This window comes from Rhodococcus chondri (assembly GCF_036327435.1).
Lineage (GTDB): Bacteria > Actinomycetota > Actinomycetes > Mycobacteriales > Mycobacteriaceae > Rhodococcus > Rhodococcus chondri.
On record NZ_JAUZMZ010000004.1, the window covers coordinates 17,098 to 31,418 of the forward strand.

13 protein-coding genes are annotated in these 14,321 nt (G+C 67.0%); 3 read left to right on the top strand and 10 right to left on the bottom strand.

Annotation, left to right across the window (positions count from 1 at the left end):
* Positions 1 to 150: 150 nt before the first annotated feature.
* From Q8814_RS01450 to Q8814_RS01490, 9 genes are all read right to left on the bottom strand, one after another.
* Positions 151 to 774: a pentapeptide repeat-containing protein gene (locus Q8814_RS01450; RefSeq protein WP_330150218.1), complete on the bottom strand. Its 624-nt coding sequence runs from the start codon at positions 772 to 774 to the stop codon at positions 151 to 153.
* Positions 775 to 824: 50 nt separating this feature from the next.
* On the bottom strand, positions 825 to 1,460 hold the full coding sequence (locus Q8814_RS01455; protein ID WP_330150261.1) for an acetoacetate decarboxylase family protein: 636 nt from the start codon (positions 1,458 to 1,460) through the stop codon (positions 825 to 827).
* Complete coding sequence (locus Q8814_RS01460; RefSeq protein ID WP_330150219.1) at positions 1,444 to 3,159, bottom strand: GMC family oxidoreductase; 1,716 nt, start codon at positions 3,157 to 3,159, stop codon at positions 1,444 to 1,446. The genes Q8814_RS01455 and Q8814_RS01460 overlap by 17 nt, the downstream gene beginning before the upstream one ends.
* Positions 3,156 to 4,661, bottom strand: a complete 1,506-nt coding sequence (locus Q8814_RS01465; RefSeq protein WP_330150220.1) for a flavin-containing monooxygenase — start codon at positions 4,659 to 4,661, stop codon at positions 3,156 to 3,158. Before Q8814_RS01465 ends, Q8814_RS01460 begins: the two co-directional genes overlap by 4 nt.
* Positions 4,658 to 5,236, bottom strand: coding sequence for a TetR/AcrR family transcriptional regulator (locus tag Q8814_RS01470; RefSeq protein ID WP_330150221.1), 579 nt, complete (start codon positions 5,234 to 5,236; stop codon positions 4,658 to 4,660). The genes Q8814_RS01465 and Q8814_RS01470 overlap by 4 nt, the downstream gene beginning before the upstream one ends.
* Positions 5,237 to 5,311: 75 nt before the next feature.
* A complete protein-coding gene (locus Q8814_RS01475) occupies positions 5,312 to 5,767 on the bottom strand; it encodes a GNAT family N-acetyltransferase (protein ID WP_408015799.1) in 456 nt (151 codons plus the stop codon).
* Positions 5,768 to 5,857: 90 nt separating this feature from the next.
* Positions 5,858 to 6,889: an aspartate-semialdehyde dehydrogenase gene (locus tag Q8814_RS01480; RefSeq protein ID WP_330150223.1), complete on the bottom strand. Its 1,032-nt coding sequence runs from the start codon at positions 6,887 to 6,889 to the stop codon at positions 5,858 to 5,860.
* Positions 6,890 to 6,894: 5 nt separating this feature from the next.
* Positions 6,895 to 8,160 (bottom strand): aspartate kinase, encoded by a 1,266-nt coding sequence (locus Q8814_RS01485; RefSeq protein ID WP_330150224.1) that lies wholly within the window; start codon positions 8,158 to 8,160, stop codon positions 6,895 to 6,897.
* 81 nt (positions 8,161 to 8,241) lie between these two features.
* Positions 8,242 to 9,246, bottom strand: coding sequence for a DUF4185 domain-containing protein (locus Q8814_RS01490; RefSeq protein WP_330150225.1), 1,005 nt, complete (start codon positions 9,244 to 9,246; stop codon positions 8,242 to 8,244).
* Positions 9,247 to 9,856: 610 nt separating this feature from the next.
* Here Q8814_RS01490 and leuA point away from each other — a divergent pair.
* Positions 9,857 to 11,668 (top strand): 2-isopropylmalate synthase, encoded by a 1,812-nt coding sequence (gene leuA / locus Q8814_RS01495; RefSeq protein ID WP_330150226.1) that lies wholly within the window; start codon positions 9,857 to 9,859, stop codon positions 11,666 to 11,668.
* A gap of 78 nt (positions 11,669 to 11,746) precedes the next feature.
* On the opposite strand, the gene Q8814_RS01500 is transcribed toward leuA, so the two are convergent.
* On the bottom strand, positions 11,747 to 12,277 hold the full coding sequence (locus tag Q8814_RS01500; protein ID WP_330150227.1) for a DUF488 domain-containing protein: 531 nt from the start codon (positions 12,275 to 12,277) through the stop codon (positions 11,747 to 11,749).
* A gap of 85 nt (positions 12,278 to 12,362) precedes the next feature.
* Between Q8814_RS01500 and Q8814_RS01505 the strand changes: the two genes are divergently transcribed.
* The gene (locus tag Q8814_RS01505; protein WP_330150229.1) at positions 12,363 to 13,616 is read left to right on the top strand and encodes a Mur ligase family protein; all 1,254 of its coding nucleotides are present in this window, start codon (positions 12,363 to 12,365) and stop codon (positions 13,614 to 13,616) included.
* Positions 13,609 to 14,319, top strand: coding sequence for a type 1 glutamine amidotransferase (locus Q8814_RS01510; RefSeq protein WP_330150230.1), 711 nt, complete (start codon positions 13,609 to 13,611; stop codon positions 14,317 to 14,319). The genes Q8814_RS01505 and Q8814_RS01510 overlap by 8 nt, the downstream gene beginning before the upstream one ends.
* The last annotated feature ends 2 nt before the right edge of the window (positions 14,320 to 14,321 follow it).

Below are 14,321 nucleotides of genomic sequence, written 5' to 3' on the forward strand. Positions count from 1 at the left end.
CCTGCCGCCTCGGGCTGCACGACGGCAGAGCTTCGTCCGCAGACCGACAGGTACTCGAGCACCTATCGATCTGTGTCGACGGTCACACTTCACCATCTTTTCTTGAATAGGTCAAGAAAAGATGGGTAGGGAGAGTCGGCTTCGGAGCGGCTACGACTCACCGACATCGAGACCCTGCGCCGCGGCATAGCTCGCTGCCTGCGCGAAATCGACCTTGGCCCGCTCCAGGCTCGCGGTGCTCCACAACATCGCGTCGACACGGGCGCCACGCAGATCCGCACCATCGAGCCGCAGTCCGCCCGTCCGCGCGCCGGACAGGTCCGCACCGGTCAGCACCGTCTCACGAAGATCGGCATCGACGAGGGTCGCCTCGCGCAACCGGCATCCGCTCAGGTCCGTCTTCCGCAGATCTGCACCTCCGAGGGATGCCAGGCTGAAGTCGACATCGTCGAGCCTGATCGGCCGCAACCGTGCATCGTGGAACACCGAGCCGAGGAAGCTCGAGTTCCGAAATTCGCTCTTGTGCAACCGCGTGTACTCGAAAGTGCAATTTCGGAACGCGGTGCCGACGTGCCGCGATCCGCCCATGTCGGCTCCCGTGAAGTCACAATCGGTGAAGGTGACCACCTCGGTTCGCAGGCCCGAGAGGTCCGCGTCGCGGAAGCTGCAACCGATGTAAGCCCGGTGTCGCCACTGCTGTCCGGTCAGCCGGGCGTCGGAGTAGTCCTCGCCCACGATCTCGTCGATTACGGGCCTCGCAGCGGTATCGGTCATACCGCCAGTCTTCCCCACCGCCGGCCGCGAACCGAAACCGCGAGGCCGCGCTACCGCACGCGCCGGGCCGGACCGGTACGCATCGTTCCCGACGTGATGATCATCCCGTAATGCGTACCGGACCGGAGCCAGTGACTCAGTGTCGGACCTTCGGCGTCGACGGTTACGCGTGCGAGACGGCAGCGGCCCCGGAGCCGGGCCGAGGCCTGGTAACGACCCCCTCCCTCTGCGGGTTGCGCGAACCGGAGGCCACCGCCGATCGGGAGTTCCGGGCTGCGCGGCGACGCCGCGGTCGTGACCTTCCAGCCGTCACCGGTCGCGGAGAAGCGTTCCGTCACGTCTCCGGAGAAGGAGGCGAGCACCTTGGGCAGCTTCCAGTGTTCGCGCCCGCCGTGGACCGACGGCTCGGAGTCGACGGCGATGAACGGCACCGCCATCGCCGGAACCAGCCCGCGCCGCAAGACGGGGCTTGCGAGGATCTCCCGGTACGGACCCACCGGCGAGTCCAGGTAGTCCACCATCATCGCGAGTGTGATCGGCAGCGTGGCACCGCCGGGCCCGTACTCGGCAGCATCCGGCGCGCTGCGATGCCACCACAGGGTCGCGCGCACCCGGGCGGGCCACGGCGGGGGCGGCGACACCGGCCAGTCGGTCCGCTCGTCGGTGCTCTCAGGCACTCTCCACAGCATTGCGCGGTTCCTCTCGTCGGATCGGATGCAGCGGCAGACGCAGAGCTGCGGGCGCCTCCGCGGGTACGACCGGGCGTACCGGCGCCACCGCGTCGACGGGTTCGTACGACGCGCCCAACGTGGGACGGCGATCGAGCTCACCCTTGTTCGGCCACAACGCCATCGCACGCTCTGCCTGCGCGGTGATGGTGAGCGAGGGATTGACCCCGAGGTTTGCGCTGACCACCGAACCGTCCACCACATGCAGTCCCTCGTGCCCGTACGCACGCAGGTACGGGTCGACGACACCCGACTCGGGAGAATCGCCGATGACACAGCCACCCAGGAAGTGCGCGGTCATGGGAATGCTCACCAGGTCCGCGATCGATCCGCCCGCGTCGCCGTCGATCTTTTCGGCGACGCGGCGAATCGCTTCGTGTCCCACCGGAATCCATTCCGGCGGCGGTTTTCCGGGCCCCGGCTTACTGGTCACACCGCGCCCGAACGGACTCCTGCGCGTCGCGAGTTCGAGCGAGTTGTCGTCCGTCTGCATCACGAGTGCGATGACGGTGCGCTCGGACCAGCGCCGCACCGACAGGCTGCGCAGGAACGCACCCGGGTTGCGCGCCGCCACGCCGAAGAACTTCACCAGACGCGGCATACGCCCGCCGCCGTCGACGAGGAGCGCCTGCAGCAGTCCGATAGCGTTGCTGCCCTTGCCGTATCGCACGGGCTCGATGTGGGTGTGGTCGTCGGGGTGGAACGACGACGTGATGGCGACACCCTGGGTGTAGTCGACCGTCCGATCCGTCGCGGTTGCGGCGAGGACCGCCTCGGAATTCGTGCGCACCACCGAACCCAACGTCGGCGACAGGTTCGGCAGGACACCGGTCTCGCGCATCGCGAGCAACAGTCGCGCGGTGCCGTAGGTGCCCGCCGCGACGACCACCTGGTCCGCGGTGAACACGTCCCGCTTCTTGCGGATCCGGTCGGTGCTGCGAGTGTGCACCTCGTAGCCACCGCCCTGTCGCGGAAGGACCCGAGTTGCGGTCGTGAGCGGATGAACCACCGCACCGGCCTGCTCGGCCAGATACAGGTAGTTCTTGACCAGGGTGTTCTTCGCGCCGACCGGGCAGCCGGTCATGCAGCTCCCGCACTCGGTGCAGCCGGTCCGGTCGGGGCCGGCCCCGCCGAAGAACGGGTCGGGCACGGTCTTGCCCGGCTCACCGAAGAACACGCCGACCGGGGTGGTGCCGAACGTGTCGCCGACACCCATCTCCTCGGCCACCTCGCGCATCACCGCGTCTGCGGGCGAGGTGGTGGGGTTGGGACGCACGCCGAGCATCCGTGCGGCCTGGTCGTAGTAGGGCGAGAGTTCCGATTCCCAGTCGGTGATGTGCCCCCACTGCGGATCCTCGAAGAATCGGGACGGCGGCCGATACAGCGTATTGGCGTAGTTGAGGGAGCCGCCCCCCACTCCGGCTCCGGCCATCACGAGAACGTCGGGCAGCAGGTGGATGCGCTGCACGCCGTAACAGCCCAGCGCCGGAGCCCACAGGTACTTGCGCAGGCGCCAGCTTGTTTTCGGAAGTTCGTCGTCGGCGAAGCGCCTACCGGCCTCGAGCACTCCGACGCGGTAGCCCTTCTCGGTGAGGCGCAGCGCCGCGACACTGCCACCGAAGCCGGAACCGATGACCAGGACGTCGTAGTGGGTCATGCATTCACTCCCGAAGTCTCGGTCCGCGCGACATAGTTTTCCAGGTCGAATCGTTTGGTGCGTGCTCGGTACTGCCACGTGAAGGTCGGCCACATCACCGAATTCCGCCCCTTCCCGTCGATGTACCAGCTACTGCATCCACCGGCGTTCCAGACGGTGCCCTCGAGTGCGGGATCGAGCTCCTCGGTGTACCGGCGCTGTGCGTCGGCAGTAACCTCGACGGTCGCGAGGTGCCGGCTCCGCATCGTGCGAAGGGCGTCGGCGATGTAGTGGGCCTGGGATTCGAGCATGTAGACGATCGAGCTGTGCCCGAGGTTCGTGTTGGGTCCGTACATGAGGAAGAAGTTGGGGAATCCGTGGACGGAGATGCCGAGGTGAGCGGCGGGGCTGCCGTCCCAGACTTCCGCGAGGCTGCGGCCGTCGGATCCGTGAATATGCTGGGCTGCAGGGGGTTCGGTGGGGGTGAAGCCCGTTCCGAAGATGATCGTGTCGACCTCGTACTCGTTGCCCGCGTCGTCGACCACACCTTTCTCGGTGACGGCGGACAGGCCGGACGACACCACTGTCACATCCGGTCGCGTGATCGCGGGGAACCAGTCGTTGGACAACAGGATTCGCTTGCACGTGATTGCGAAGTCCGGAGTGAGCCTGGCTCGCAACGTGGGATCGGAGACCTGCTTGCGCAGCACGTAGCGAGCACGTCGCTCGAACAACGGCAGTGCGTGCTTTCGGGCGAACGGCTTGGTCATGCCGACGACGTAGAGTTCCTTCTGCCCGTACACGGCCCCGCGGACGGCTTTCTGCAGGGCGGGAAATCGCCGGTACAGCGTACGGACCGAACGAGCGATGGCGTGGTCGCGCTTGGGCATGACCCACGATGCGGTGCGCTGGAACAACGTCAGGTGTGCCACGCGATCGACGATTGCGGGCACATATTGGATCGCCGATGCGCCCGTGCCGATCGCCGCGACGCGTTCACCCGTCACATCGTGACTGTGATCCCACTCGGCGGAGTGGAACATCTTGCCGCGGAACAACTCCAGTCCCGGAACCTTCGGGTACTTGGGGGTCGAGAGGGTCCCGGTGGCGGCGACGAGGATATCGGCGGTGAGGTCGCCGCGCGAGGTCGACACCGACCAGCGTGCGCGTTCGGCGTCCCAGTGCGCATCGCGCAGTTCGCACTCGAACATCGTCCGGTCGGTCACGCCTTCTTCTTGCGCGACGCGGCGCAGGTACGCGTAGATCTCCTCCTGGGTTCCGTGGGCCCTCGCCCAATCCGGTTCGGGAGCGAACGAGAACGAGTACAGCGCGCTGGGCACATCGCAGGCGGCACCCGGGTAGGTGTTGACCCGCCAGGTTCCGCCGACGTCGGGTCCGCGTTCGATGACGAGGACGTCGGCGTCAGGGTTGTCGCGAAGCAGGGTGGCTGCCATGCCGATTCCACCGAACCCGGCGCCGACAACGAGGGTGTGCACATGATCGGGCAATGCTACGAGAGTCACTTCATCACCAATGCCTTCCAGACCGGAAGCAGCCGCTCCCGGTATTCGCGGTCGGATTCAGGGGTTCGCATCAGGGCCGACACGGCGAAGCCCCGCGCCAGCTCGATGCCGAGGTCGATGGCATCAGGGCTCACACGATCGCCCATGATCTCGAGGCATCCGGTGCGCAACGCGTCGGATACTTTGCGTTCGAGCGGGATCATCGCTTCGTGGAGCGAGGGATCGGTACGTGCGGCGACCCACAACTCGAGTGCCGCGTCGAAGAGGGGTCCGGAGAAGGCGTCGAACAGTGCTTCGAATCCGCACTCCGGGTCGGGGCGGACCTCGAGGGTCTCGGTGAGGCGCTTCTCCACGAGGTGTTCGACGGCGGCTACGACCAGCGATTCCTTGGTGGGAAAGTGGTGCAGCTGCGCGCCTCGCGAGACGCCGGCGCGCTTGGCGATGCCCTGCGTGCTGGTGCCTGCATAACCGTGTTCGACGAGGGAGTCGACGGCCGCGTCGAGCAGCTTGGCGCGGGTGGCCGCGGTGCGTTGCGCCTGGGTACGCGTGGCGCCTGCCACAGTGCTGTGGATCACGCTACAGATCGTAACGGCAAACCAACAAACAGTCCAGACTGCTTGTAAATCGGTCGAGGGTGAGGGTCTCCGCCGTCAGGGTCCCGCTCGCCGCATCGGCACGTGATCGATCCCCGCCTCGAGATAGTCCGGCCCCGTTCGCCGGAATCCGAAACGCTCGTACCACTTCTCGAGGTACGCCTGCGCGGAGATTTCGATCGGTTGCGCGAATTCCTCGAACACTGCCTCGAACACTGCCTCGAGCAACCGTGCCGCAAGCCCGTGTCCGCGCGCATGTTTCGCGGTGGTCACACGGCCGATGTGGAGCGCCGGACCGTCGAAGAGCACTCGCAGCGTCGCGAGCACGTCACCGTCCTGCTCCGACCAGAACAGTGTTGTGGTCGGCTCGAGATCGCGGCCGTCGAGTTCGGGCTCGCAGATGATTCCCTGCTCGTACACGAACACGTCGATGCGCAATCGAACGATCCGATAGAGGGTCGCCGGATCGATGCGGTCGAGGGTCGCGAAGCGAATGGACGGCACGCGCCCCATCCTAGGGATCGGCGCTACGGCCACCGCAACGGACGAGGGACCCATTCCTTCCCGGAACGGGCCCCTCGCTCGAGCATGACGGTCGATCGGTCAGACGAGCAACTCCGCGATCTGGATCGTGTTGAGCGCAGCGCCCTTTCGCAGGTTGTCGCCCGAGACGAACAGCGCGAGACCACGTCCTTCCGGCGCACCCGGATCCTGACGGATACGACCGACCAGCGACACGTCGTCCCCGGCTGCGGCGAGCGGCGTCGGCACGTCGACGAGCCGGACACCCGGTGCGTTCGCGAGGATCTCCTGCGCACGCGCGGCCGACAGCGGACGCTCGAACTCGGCGTTGATCGACAGCGAGTGACCGGTCACGACCGGGACGCGCACGCACGTACCCGAGACCAGCAGGTCCGGAAGACCCAGGATCTTGCGCGACTCGTTGCGAAGCTTCTGGTCCTCGTCGGTCTCGCCCGAACCGTCGTCGACGATCGACCCGGCCAGCGGCAGCACGTTGAACGCGATCGGCGCGACGTACTTGTCCGGGGCGGGGAAATCGACCGCACTGCCGTCGTGGACGAGCTTCTCGGCGTCGCCGATGACGGCCCGCGCCTGGCCGAGGAGTTCCTCGACGCCGGCGATACCGCTACCGGACACCGCCTGGTAGCTCGAGATGACCAGACGCTGCAGGCCCGCCTCGTCGTGGAGCGCCTTGAGGACCGGCATCGCGGCCATGGTCGTGCAGTTCGGATTGGCGATGATGCCCTTCGGCGGGTTCTTCGCCTCCTCCGGGTTGACCTCGCTCACCACGAGGGGAACGTCGGGATCCTTGCGCCACGCCGACGAGTTGTCGACGACGGTCGCGCCGGCCGCCGCGAACCGTGGGGCCTGCGCACGCGACAGGGTCGCGCCGGCCGAGAACAGGGCGATGTCGATGCCCTTCAGATCCTCGTCGGAGGTGGCGGCCGCATCCTCGACGACGATCTCCTCACCGCGGAACGGCAGCTTCTTGCCGGCCGAGCGGGCCGACGCGAAGAACCGGACCTTCTCGGCAGGGAAATTGCGCTCCTCGAGGAGCGTGCGCATGACGATGCCGACCTGGCCGGTGGCACCTACAACAGCGATGGTGGTCATGTCGGTTACCGTCCCGTTCCGGCGTGTACGACGGCCTCTTCCTGGCCGCCGAGATCGAACGCGGTGTGCAGGGCACGGACCGCGTCGTCGAGGTCTGTGTCGTCGACCAGTACCGAGATGCGGATCTCGGAGGTCGAGATGAGGTCGATGTTGATGCCTGCTTCGGCGAGCGCCTCGCAGAACTGTGCAGTGACACCCGGGTGGCTCTTCATGCCCGCCCCGACGAGCGACACCTTGCCGATGTGATCGTCGAAGAGCACCTGCGTGAAGCCGATGTCTTCCTGGCGCTTGGTGAGCAGTTCGACGGCGCGCGGGCCGTCGTCGGTCGGCAGGGTGAAGGTGATGTCGGTCTTGCCGGTCTCGACCTTCGAGATGTTCTGCAGCACCATGTCGATGTTGATCTCGGCGTCGGCGACAGCGCGGAACACCTTCGCGGCGTAGCCGGGCGTGTCGGGCAGCCCGACGACGGTGACCTTCGATTCGCTGCGGTCGTGTGCAACGCCGGTGATCAGGGCTTCTTCCACGGGGATGTCCTCCATCGATCCGGACACGATGGTGCCGGGCTTGGTGGTGTACGACGAACGAACGTGCACGGGCACGTTGTAGCGGCGGGCGTACTCGACGCACCGCAGCATCAGTACCTTCGCGCCGCACGCGGCGAGTTCGAGCATCTCTTCGAAGGTGACCTTCTCGAGACGCTGCGCGTCCTTGACGATGCGCGGATCGGCGCTGAAGACGCCGTCGACGTCGGTGTAGATCTCGCAGACGTCGGCGTTCAGCGCGGCAGCGAGCGCGACCGCCGTCGTGTCCGACCCACCGCGGCCGAGGGTCGTGATGTCTTTGCTGTCCTGGCTGACGCCCTGGAAACCGGCGACCAGCACGATGTTGCCCTCGTCGAGGGCGGTGCGGACGCGGCCCGGGGTGACGTCGATGATCTTCGCCTTGCCGTGGCTTCCGGTGGTGATCACGCCGGCCTGCGATCCGGTGAACGACCGGGCCTGTGCACCGAGGGAATGGATAGCCATCGCGACCAGGGCGTTGGAGATGCGTTCGCCCGAGGTGAGCAGCATGTCCATTTCGCGTGCCGGCGGAACCGGGCAGACCTGCTGGGCGAGGTCGAGGAGTTCGTCTGTGGTGTCTCCCATGGCCGAGACCACGACGACGACGTCGTTGCCGGCCTTCTTGGTCTCGACGATCCTTTCAGCGACGCGCCGGATCCGCTCGGCCGTTGCGACCGAGGATCCTCCGTACTTTTGGACGACGAGTGCCACGCTGGCGAACCTCCGGGGTCTTGGGTACAAGTCCAGTGGACAAGCTTACCGATGGCACCGGGAGGTCGGAGGTGCGCCCTATCAGGGCACGGTCGTACGCAGAAGCATGACGTTGTAATCACTCCAGCGTGAGGCCGTGAAATAGAGGTCCTTCCCCGAGGACCACGGATGGACATACGGCGCGTAGAGGCCGCCGATCCGGGTGTGGTGCACGAGTTCGATCGGTGGGCTCCACGGACCTTCCGCAGCGGAAGCGGTCCGCATCTCGATCGCGCCCCGGTCCTCGTTGCCGTAGAGCATCACGAACTCTTCGCCCGTCCAATGCACCGACAACTCACTGACCGGCGCACCGACGACGGGACTCGCTGCGTCGACCGCGTCGAGCATCCAGGCTTCACCGGTCCAGTACTCGTACGCGGCGAGATCGAGGATCTGCCCTTCGGGCACCCGCGCGACGTGCGCGGAGCCGAATCGGCCCTGCGGTGTGCCGAAATCGTAGACGTAGCCGCCGTGTCGCACGTATGCGTGCTGCTGAAAGTTCGCGTTGCCCGGCGACACCTGCTGGACGCCCGGAACGTCGAGCGGAACATTGAGGCGGACGGTGGCGGGGTGGAGTTCCCAGTTCTCGCCGTTGTCGTGCGACGACGCGATCATCGAGGCATTGGTCCACCATTCCCCGTGATCACCCCACTTCCGCACGGACATGGCGTTGATGAACTGCACCCCGCCGACCGCGATACCGGCGGTGGGGATCACGGTCTTCTCGATGCCGTCGATGCCGAGGCTGCCGATGAGTTCGCGGGCGAAGTGGGGTGCGGCGGTCTCCACCGGCGCTCCGGAGTAGATGTCGCCGGGAACGGGGTCGGGCACGCTGATGCCGTCCGACAGATCGTCGTCGGCCGTCCGCATGAGTGTGTTGTGGCGCCATTGCTGATCGGCGGCGGAGCAGTCGCCGAAGGTGTCGCCGAACGCCATGAGCACCTGACGCTCGGCACCGGTCCTGCCGTTGTCCCACATGATCCCGAGGTCTGTGCCGGAGATCGAGAAACGGGTGTCGGTGCGGTTCTCGCTGCGCGGCCCGGTCACCCACGCCACTGTTCTGACCGGTCCCGAATGCAGGGTGGGCAGCGGCCCCTGATACGCGTCACCCCGGGGACGACTGCTACCCAGACTCCCACTTCCGGGGCCACTACTTCCGGGGCCACTACTTCCGGGGCCACTACTTCCGGGGCCACTGCCGACGGAGCCACTGCTGCCGGGCCCGGGGTTGCCACACGGCTCAGCGTGGGCGGTCGGCGCGAGGGGCACTGCGATACCCATGGCCAGAACCAGCGCGCACGCACCCGTCACCGTCGACGTGATCGATCTCATGCGCCCGCCCCTCACCAGGATCGAGTTACTGGTGTTGTTGGTGTTACCAGAGTTTCTCCGGTGGACGCTAGGTGACGAAATCTTGATGCGTGAGCCTCATCCGTATCGATCAGGTCACGAACCTGCAGCGTGTTCACGCAGGACTGTCGTGGGGTGCCCGTGGGCGAAGTCGAATACGAGGCGTTAGAATGCTTTGCATGCAGCGCGCGCTTCTCCTCGGCCGCCGCGGCGGGATCTGACCAGACCGGCTTCCCGTCGCGGGGTTTCGACGCGCCGGTCGATATTCTGATCAGGACTCACAAGTCCCCATTTATTGGAGTACGTCATGTCACCCGCCGACGCTTTCACTTCCGGTTCGCGCACCATCACGCCGCCGAGCAAGCCCGCCCCCAGCGATCAGTCCGCATGGAACAAGCAGAAGAACTCGTCCATGCCCACCTACCGGTACCGGCCGTTCGCCGAAGAAGTCGAGCCGATCACCCTGCCCGACCGCACCTGGCCCGACAAGATCATCGATCGTGCGCCCGCGTGGTGTGCCGTCGACCTGCGCGACGGCAACCAGGCGCTCATCGATCCCATGAGCCCGGCCCGTAAACGTCGCATGTTCGATCTGCTGGTCCGCATGGGCTACAAGGAGATCGAGGTCGGATTCCCGTCGGCCAGCCAGACGGACTTCGATTTCGTCCGCGAGATCATCGAGGACAACGCGATTCCCGACGACGTCACCATCCAGGTGCTGACGCAGGCGCGACCCGAGCTGATCAGGCGGACCTTCGAGGCGTGCGCCGGTGCGCACTCGGCCATCGTGCACTTCTACAACTCGACCTCGATCCTGCAGCGTCGCGTCGTGTTCAAGGCCGACCAGGAGACGGTCAAGAAGATCGCCACCGACGCCGCCGAACTGGTGCTGGCCGAGGCGCAGAACCACCCGGACACCCACTGGCGGTGGGAGTACTCCCCCGAGTCCTACACCGGAACCGAGCTGTCGTACGCCAAGGAAGTCTGCGACGCCGTCGTCGACACTTTGGGCGCGACCCCCGAGAACCCGGTCATCCTCAACCTGCCGGCGACCGTCGAGATGGCGACACCGAACGTGTACGCCGATTCGATCGAGTGGATGCACCGCAACCTGGCCAAGCGCGACTCGATCATCCTGTCGCTGCACCCGCACAACGACCGCGGCACCGGTGTCGCGGCGGCGGAGCTGGGCTACCAGGCCGGCGCCGACCGCATCGAGGGTTGCCTGTTCGGCAACGGTGAACGCACCGGCAACGTGTGCCTGGTGACGCTGGGCATGAACATGTTCAGCCGCGGCGTCGACCCGCAGATCGACTTCTCCGACATCGACGAGATCCGCCGCACCGTCGAATACTGCAACCAGCTGCCCGTGCCCGAGCGGCATCCCTACGGCGGCGACCTGGTCTACACGGCCTTCTCCGGCAGTCATCAGGACGCCATCAACAAGGGCATCGACGTGATGAAGAGCGACGCGGAGAACGCCGGCATCGACGTCGACGACCTGACCTGGGCCGTTCCCTATCTGCCGATCGACCCGAAGGACGTCGGCCGCAGCTACGAGGCCGTGATCCGCGTGAACTCGCAGTCCGGCAAGGGCGGCGTCGCCTACATCATGAAGCACGACCACGGCCTGAATCTGCCGCGGCGGCTGCAGATCGAGTTCTCACAGGCGGTACAGAAGGTCACCGACGGTGAGGGTGGCGAGGTCAGCCCCAAGGAGATGTGGGACATCTTCCACGAGGAGTACCTGGCCCCGATCGCGCCGCTGGAGCGGGTCCGCCAGAAGGTCGCGGCAGCCGAGACCGACGACGGCGAAGACACCATCACCGCCGTGCTGAAGGTCGACGGCGTCGAAAAGGAAATCGTCGGCACCGGCAACGGCCCGCTGGCCGCCTTCGTCGACGGCCTCGAGTCGCTGGGCTACCAGGTCGCCGTCCGCGGCTACGCCGAGCACGCGATGTCCTCGGGCGACGACGCCAACGCCGCCGCGTACGTCGAAGCCGACGTCACCCGGCCCGACGGCACCACCACGCTGGTGTGGGGCGTGGGTATCGCGCCCTCGATCACCGTGGCGTCGCTGCGCGCGGTCGTCTCGGCGGTGAACCGGGCGCACCGGTAACGTACGACGTTCGGCGGCGGCGGTTCCCTGCGGGGAGCCGCCGCCGCCGTCTGTCGCAGGCCTGTACGAAGGGCCGGATCAGGAGGCCTCGCCGTCCCACACGACGTGGCCGTCGTCCCGGATACGCGCACCCGACGCGGGTTCGTGGGCAACCGTGCGGCCGTCGTGCATGAGGTGTAGTACCTCCCGCTCGAAGCGCAGGACGACGACGTCGGCGACGAGCCGCCGGTGACAACGCCACCACACGCTTTCGCTGCACATCATCGCGGTGGAGCATCCGGCCGATTCGTCCAGCAGTTCCTCGAGCGCCTCGCCGAACTCGGTGCTGCGCGTGTGCGCGGCATAGGCCGCGAACTGCTCGACCCGCCACCACGGGTCCTCCGTGTCGGTGCCGGCGGGTAACCGGCGCCGCCCGCCGAGCCGTTGTTCGAGCCGGTATGCGACCCCCGCGTCGGGTAGCCATTCGCCCATCGCGTCGCTCGCGACGTCGGGATTGCGGCGGCTCCCCGGGAACCTCCTGATGTCGACGAGCGATTCGACGCCCGCCGACCGCATCAGCGCGGTCAGCTCCGGGCGTTGCAAACGGCCGTGTCCCACTGAAAGCAACATCTGTCCGGGATACCCCGTATCGGGCGATCCGATCATCGAGTCGGGCGGCTACGACCACGTAACACACCTGTGGAAAACTCGGCGCGTGGCTACAACGACGGGAATCACGACGCGGGGGCGCCTCGCACTGCGGGCAGCGAAGGCCGCCGCCTGGGCATCGCGCAGCGCCGGGCGCGGCAACGGTTCGATGATCGGCGGACTCATCGCCCTGAAGATCGATCCGGGTTTGATGGCGCAGCTCGGGCGCGGCCGCCGGACCGTGCTCATCACCGGAACGAACGGCAAGTCCACCACCACCCGGATGACGGCCGCCGCTCTCGAAACCCTCGACACCGTCGCCACGCAACCCGACGGCGCGAACATGGATGCCGGCATCGTCTCCGCCCTCGCGGCGAACCCCGATGCCGCACTCGCCGCGATCGAGGTCGACGAACTGCACACGCCGCACGTCGCGGATGCCCTCACCCCGGAGGCCATCGTGCTGCTCAATCTGAGCCGCGATCAGCTCGACCGGGTCGGCGAGATCAACATGATCGAACGCAAGCTGCGGGCCGGGCTGCAACGTCACCCCGACGCGGTGATCATCGCGAACTGCGACGACGTGCTCGTCACGTCCGCCGCCTACGACAACCCCAACGTGGTGTGGGTCGCAGCCGGTGCCGGATGGGCCGGTGATTCGGTCAGCTGCCCCCGCACCGGCGAACCCATCGTCCGCGAGGGTGATCACTGGTACAGCACCGGATCGGACTTTGCTCGGCCACAACCCGATTGGTGGGTCGACGACACAAACCTCTACGGCCCCGACGGACTCGTGCTGCCACTGACCTTGACGCTGCCCGGTCGCGCGAATCGTGGCAATGCCGCGCAGGCCGTCGCTGCGGCGGTCGCTCTCGGCGCCGATCCGGCGAAGGCGGTGGCGGCGACAACCGTGGTCGAGGAGGTCGCCGGACGTTACAAGACCGTGCAGGTCGGACCCCATTCGGTGCATATGCTGCTCGCGAAGAATCCGGCGGGCTGGCAGGAAGCCCTGTCCATGATCGACCCGGCCGTCGACGGACTCGTCATCGCCGTCAACGGTCAGGTACCCGACGGCGAGGACCTGTCGTGGCTGTGGGATGTGCGCTTCGAGCACTTCGAAGGGGTTCAGGTGGTGGCGTCCGGTGAGCGCGGCACCGACCTCGCGGTGCGCCTGACCTACGCCGGAGTCGACCACACCCTCGTCCCGGACCCGTTGCGCGCCATCGCGTCCTGCCCACCGGGCCGTGTCGAGGTACTGGCCAATTACACCGCGTTCCGAGATCTGAACACTGCGATCACGAGGGGAGCCACTCATGTCTGAGTCGACCGTGCGAATCGGCCTGGTACTGCCCGACGTGATGGGCACCTACGGTGACAGCGGCAATGCGCTGGTGCTGCAGCAGCGACTGCGGATGCGCGGCCACGACGCCGAGATCGTCGAGATCGGACTGAGCGATCCGGTGCCCGACTCCCTGGACCTGTACACCCTCGGCGGCGCGGAGGACTCGGCGCAGCGCCTCGCGACGCGTCACCTGCAGCGCTACCCCGGATTGCAGCGCGCCGCCGAGCGCGGCGCGCCGGTGCTCGCGATCTGCGCGGCGATCCAGGTGCTGGGCCACTGGTACGAGACGTCGTCCGGGGAACGCGTCGACGGTGTCGGCCTGCTCGATGCGACGACGTCGCCGCAGCAGGTTCGCTCGATCGGGGAGGTTGTCACCACTCCCATCACCGACGCGCTCAGCCTCCCGCTCACGGGATTCGAGAACCACCGGGGCGGTACCACTCTCGGCCCCGACGCGCGCGGCCTCGGCCGTGTCACCCGCGGTGTCGGCAACGGCGTCGGGGACGGTCTCGAAGGCGCCGTGCAGGGTTCGGTGATCGGCACGTACCTGCACGGTCCGGTCCTGGCACGCAATCCGGAACTCGCCGATCATCTGCTCGCCCGAGCCCTGCAGGTGGACAGCCTGCCGCCGCTGGATCTTCCCGAGGTCGAGCTGCTACGCCGCGAACGTCTGCGCGCGTAGAC